The organism is Mycobacterium sp. TH-M11, from assembly GCF_057473725.1.
The window spans coordinates 1-3,972 of the sequence record NZ_JBYCLD010000491.1; the positions used below are offsets into that span (position 1 = coordinate 1).

Here is a 3,972-nt window from a genome sequence, read left to right on the forward strand (position 1 = left end):
TGGGAGACTGGTCGATTCCGCTTCCGCGTGAAATCAGCTCTGCGATAGATGAACTCGTGATAGGTATCCGGCCTGAACATTTGGACATCGGGGGAAGTGGCATTGAGATGGAGATCGATGTCGTCGAGGAACTCGGCGCGGATGCCTATCTGTACGGCCGAATCACAATTGGCGAGCACACATTCGCGCAACCGATCGTTGCGCGGGCCGACGGACAGCACCCGCCGGGCCGTGGTACTCGCGTGCGGGTGCGGCCGCAGCCGGCACAGTTGCTCTTCTTCGGCGTCGACGGCCGCCGACTGTTGTGATCGCGTGATCGTTCACTTGGGAATGTGGGCGGCCATCTGATCGGCAAGCTGGCTGGCGATCTCGGCCGGATCACCGTTCTGGCAGACCTTGGCGACGAACAAAACATTGCTCTGGGTGCGGAAATTGAACGCGCACCGCCATGGGTCGGGTTGATTCTGCGTGATGCCGGTGATTGTCCACAGCGCTCGGTCGCCGGTGACTTCGGGAACTTGCAGCTGAAACTCGATGTGGCTTCCGGTCTCACCGGGTACCGAGGCTCCGTTGCAGCCGTCGAGGTTCTTCAGGGCGTCGTGAAAATAGCGCAACGCCGTCTCGGTGTCGACATATGTGGCGGCCTGTTGGTCGACAACATGCTGGTAATTGTCCTTGGCCTCGCGATAGTCGGTGCCGCGATACGCCGTGTATTCGACATCGGCTCCGAACGAGTTGGCGTCCGGACCCTCCAGCACGCTGCAATTCGATTTGTCCCCGAAGTCTCGCGGCGCCGGTGGATACAGCACGGTGCTGCTATCGCCGAGGTTGGCCCCGAGTATTTTGCTGGCCTCTGGCACTCCGACGATCAACGATTTGATCTTGCTCGGCGCGAGGAAGTCAGTCGGCGCCGGCGGGGCCGGTTTGTCCAAGGGCGGGATTCGGGCGCTGATCTGGTCGACCGCTGCCGCCGCGGCCAGTGACCCGTTGGCCCATGCGCACATCGAAGCCTCGACAACGACGTTGTTCTTGACGTGGGCTTGATGGTCGCAGCGCCATCCGAGGGGCTGGTTCTTGTCGGTGAACTGAAGCGCGCCGAATTTCACCGTATCGCCGTCGAACGGACCGGTAGCCAGGACCTTCCAGGTGGCGGGGTTGTTCTTCGCGGAGATCATCGCCGAATTACATGAACCCAACGGTCCGTACGCCTTACGAAAAATTTCACGGGCCTTGTCAGAAGTCTCGAATGTCGCGACATTCTGCGAAAACATGCCGATCAGGCCGTCGTCTTTTGAGGCCTGGTTTCGGACTGAACGGTAGGCGGTGAACTCACCGTTTCCGAGGGCATCCTTGGTAATCCCCAGGGTCAGGGCGCACTCTGGTTTGCTGTAATCGCTTGCCGAGGCGCTGGGCGAATCAAACTGCGATCTGTCTTCCAGTGCCAGGCCAGCGATCTCGTCGACATCTTCTGTCGGGAGTATCAAGCTCTTGATGTTGCTGGCGGGCAGAGGTTTAGGCGGTGAAAGCGAAGTGGCCGGCGTGGCTTCGGGAGCAGGCGTCTTTGACGTCTTTTGCGGCTGCACCGGAAACCATGACGGTGTGTGGCTACCGCAGGCCACCAGCATCAACGCCATCGCCGCGGTGCCGAACGCTACAAATGCACGGCGCCGTCGACGTTGCGACATGCAGTTCCTCTCGTCTTTCTCCGATGCCAGCGGACAGTCAGGCTGATGTTAGCCTGCTCATTGGTTGCGATTGAATAGGTATGCAGCAGGTCTCCTGCATTTTCGGGTCGATCGCGACGGCAGCGAAACTCCGATGACTGGCACGGTGACATTCCAAATGTCCGGCACGTTTGCCGATGACCAGCATGTATGGCGGCTCATCGCGGAAGGAGCAGCGGCGATTTGGCGGCGATTTGCTTGGTGATGCGCTACAGCCGCCGATCGCTCGCATCCATCCTGCTGGCTGCCGTCGTCGGCGGGTTACCGGGGTGCGCGCGCTCGGTGGATGGCACGCCGGTGAGCCCGTCCCACGCGGTGTTGCGGCCGACGTTGTTGCCCACCCCGAAAAGTCCGCCGCAGCAGAACCGCTATTACGACATCAGCCGGCTCGGTGAGTTGCGTGACCAGTTTCCGCCGGGGTTCGATCGTGTCCAAAGCACCAACGTGGCCACTCTGGGACCCGACGCCGAGAAGTTCTTCGCTGTCGGCGTGGGCGATATCGTCAAGGTGGATCCTCCGTTGTGCCGATCGGTTCTCCAGCCGGTGCGCGCACCCCAAGATGCGCAATACATGATGATCGGTGGGGTAGGTCGGGGTGCGATCCTGGTCGGCGCCGTCAGCTCTGCTTCGCCGCTGGGCAAAGTGGTCGTTCCCAAGGGTTGCGAGCACGTCTCATTGACTCAGCGAGTTGGCGGTCGGCTGGTGGTCTCGACGGTCACCCGTCAGCCCGGACCGCCGATTGATGGGGTTGTGACCGCCGAATCTATCGCCGTGGCCGCTCAGGGCGCCACCAAGTCGTATGTCTTTGCCGCGTTTCTCAGCGACAACGTGGCCGTCACGTCCGAGGGCATTCTGCCTGGAAACCCCGACGCGGAAGAGCTGTTGAGCGGCATGCTGGTCAAGGCCGTGGACACGCTGCGGTCGCCCTAGCGACCGGTGAAGGGCAGTGCCTCGTCGCCGAGGGCATCGGGCCGTCTAATTTGTCGCCGCGGTGGGGTGCTTTTGTCTCAGGGTGCTGGTGATCAGGCCGCTGTCGCGCAGCAGTCGCAGGTGATACGAGATCAGATTCTGGGTTGATGGGTGCGGGCGACCAGTTCGCGGACACGGTAGTCGTCGGTCCAGGGTGCGCTGATCAGCTGCCTAGCGCAGGGGATGGGCAGCGAGCTGGATGGACGCGGGCATTGGTTGACACGACGCGGCCATGTCCACAGAATACGTGATATCGATCAATGTGATTTGATCGATATCTGGGTGGTGTGTTGCCGGTGAGGATGGGAATGTCTGAGACGTCAGCTCGCCCGAGTCCGGCCCCGGGTGCTGGGTTGCGCCGTGAGCTTGGGGTGTTCGATGCGGTGACGATCGGGCTGGGCTCGATGATCGGCGCGGGCATCTTCGTGGCGCTGGCGCCCGCCGCCAGGGCTGCCGGGTCCGGGTTGCTGGTGGGGCTGGCGGTGGCCGCGGTGATCGCCTATTGCAACGCGACGTCGTCGGCGAGGCTCGCGGCCGTTTATCCGGCCTCGGGGGGCACCTATGTGTATGGCCGCGAACGCCTGAGCCCGTTCTGGGGTTATCTGGCCGGGTGGGGATTTGTGGTCGGCAAGACGGCTTCGTGCGCGGCGATGGCACTCACGGTCGGCTTGTATGCCTGGCCGACGCACGCGCACGCGGTCGCGGTGGCCACGGTTGTGGTGCTGACCGCCGTCAACTATTTCGGAGTGCAGAAATCGGCGTGGTTGACCCGCGTGATCGTTGCAGTGGTGTTGGCGGTGCTGGCCGCGATCGTAGTGACTGCTTTCGGCGCCAACTGTTTTGACGTTTCGGGGCTGGGTGAAGTGGGCGGCTCGCTGTTTGGGGTCTTGCAGGCCGCCGGGTTGCTGTTTTTCGCGTTCGCCGGGTACGCGCGGATCGCCACACTGGGCGAGGAAGTCCGCGACCCGGCTCGCACCATCCCGCGGGCCATCCCGATTGCGCTGGCTATCACGCTGGTCTGCTATGCGCTGGTCGCTGTCGCAGCGTTGGCTGTGCTTGGCCGGCATAGGCTTTCGGTGGCAGCAGACCCGCTGGTGCAGATCGTGCAGGTGGCCGGGGCTGGGTGGCTGGCCCCAGCCGTACGGACCGGTGCGGTGGTGGCGGCGATCGGATCCCTGCTGGCGCTGATTCTCGGGGTGTCGCGCACGACGTTCGCCATGGCCCGGGACCGGAATCTGCCGGCGGTGTTGGCGGCAGTGCATCCGCGGTTCGCGGTGCC

5 protein-coding genes are annotated in these 3,972 nt (G+C 63.1%); 4 read left to right on the top strand and 1 reads right to left on the bottom strand.

Annotated elements, in window-relative coordinates:
* Positions 1-308, top strand: a 308-nt coding sequence (locus AC2VOG_RS18820; protein ID WP_486941350.1) for a TOBE domain-containing protein, incomplete at its 5' end; no start/stop codon positions are given.
* 12 nt (positions 309-320) lie between these two features.
* Here the strand turns inward: AC2VOG_RS18820 and AC2VOG_RS18825 are convergent.
* Positions 321-1,484 carry a sensor domain-containing protein gene (locus tag AC2VOG_RS18825; protein WP_486941351.1) on the bottom strand — a complete coding sequence of 388 codons (1,164 nt, stop codon included), beginning with the start codon at positions 1,482-1,484 and terminating at the stop codon, positions 321-323.
* A gap of 7 nt (positions 1,485-1,491) precedes the next feature.
* On the opposite strand from AC2VOG_RS18825, the gene AC2VOG_RS18830 reads away from it, so the two are divergent.
* The 3 genes from AC2VOG_RS18830 to AC2VOG_RS18840 form a co-directional block, all read left to right on the top strand.
* A complete protein-coding gene (locus tag AC2VOG_RS18830) occupies positions 1,492-1,731 on the top strand; it encodes a hypothetical protein (RefSeq protein ID WP_486941352.1) in 240 nt (79 codons plus the stop codon).
* 176 nt (positions 1,732-1,907) lie between these two features.
* On the top strand, positions 1,908-2,654 hold the full coding sequence (locus AC2VOG_RS18835; RefSeq protein ID WP_486941353.1) for a DUF5642 family protein: 747 nt from the start codon (positions 1,908-1,910) through the stop codon (positions 2,652-2,654).
* A 347-nt stretch (positions 2,655-3,001) separates the two neighbouring features.
* Positions 3,002-3,972: APC family permease (locus AC2VOG_RS18840; protein ID WP_486941354.1), on the top strand; the 971-nt coding region annotated here is incomplete at its 3' end.